1 protein-coding gene is annotated in these 773 nt (G+C 69.6%); it reads right to left on the reverse strand.

The genetic code is table 11. The features are described from left to right. Positions 1-773, reverse strand: a 773-nt coding sequence (locus A5753_RS00005; protein WP_231989940.1) for a phosphopantetheine-binding protein, incomplete at both ends; no start/stop codon positions are given.

The following is a 773-nucleotide window of genomic DNA, read 5'->3' on the forward strand; positions in this document are numbered from 1 at the left end:
TCGGCCAGGGCGACTCCCAGCGCCGTGGCATCCAGATGCCCACTGAGCCGCAACGCCACCGCCATGTTGTACACCGCCGAGGGCCCCTGCAACTGATCGATAAACCACAACCGCTGCTGGGCAAACGACAACGGCACCACCGCCGGACGCTCCTGGGCCACCAGCGGGGCCAGCCCACCGCTTGACCCACCGACGCGGGGTGCTAACTGGGCGATCGTGGGTGCCTCGAACACGGTGCGCACCGCAAGGTCGGTATCCAGGGTGGTGTTGATCGCCGCGATCACCCGCATCGCCGCGATGCTGTCCCCACCCAGCTCGAAGAACGAATCATCGACCCCGACCCGCTGCACACCCAGGACCTCGGCATAAATGCCGGCCAAGATCTCTTCGACCGCATCGCCCGCGGCGCGGTAGCGCCCGGCGCTGGTGTAGTCCGGGGCGGGCAGGGCGCGGGTGTCGAGTTTGCCGTTGGCCGTCAACGGCAACGCGTCAAGCGCCACCACCGCGGCGGGCACCATATGCTCGGGCAACCGCTCGGCCAGCGCGGCGCGCGCCGCGACCGGGTCAGCGGCCCCGGTGATGTAGCCGACCAGCCGGGGGGTGCCGGGCTGGTCGTCGCGGGCGATCACCACCGCCTGGTCCACCCCGTCCAGCCCGGTCAGGGCGGCCTGGATCTCGCCCAGTTCGATGCGATAACCGCGGATCTTGACCTGCTCATCGGCGCGGCCCAGATAATCCAGCTGCCCATCAGCGCGCCAACACACCAAGTCCCC

The organism is Mycobacterium sp. 852002-51971_SCH5477799-a (assembly GCF_001667145.1).
Taxonomy (GTDB): domain Bacteria; phylum Actinomycetota; class Actinomycetes; order Mycobacteriales; family Mycobacteriaceae; genus Mycobacterium.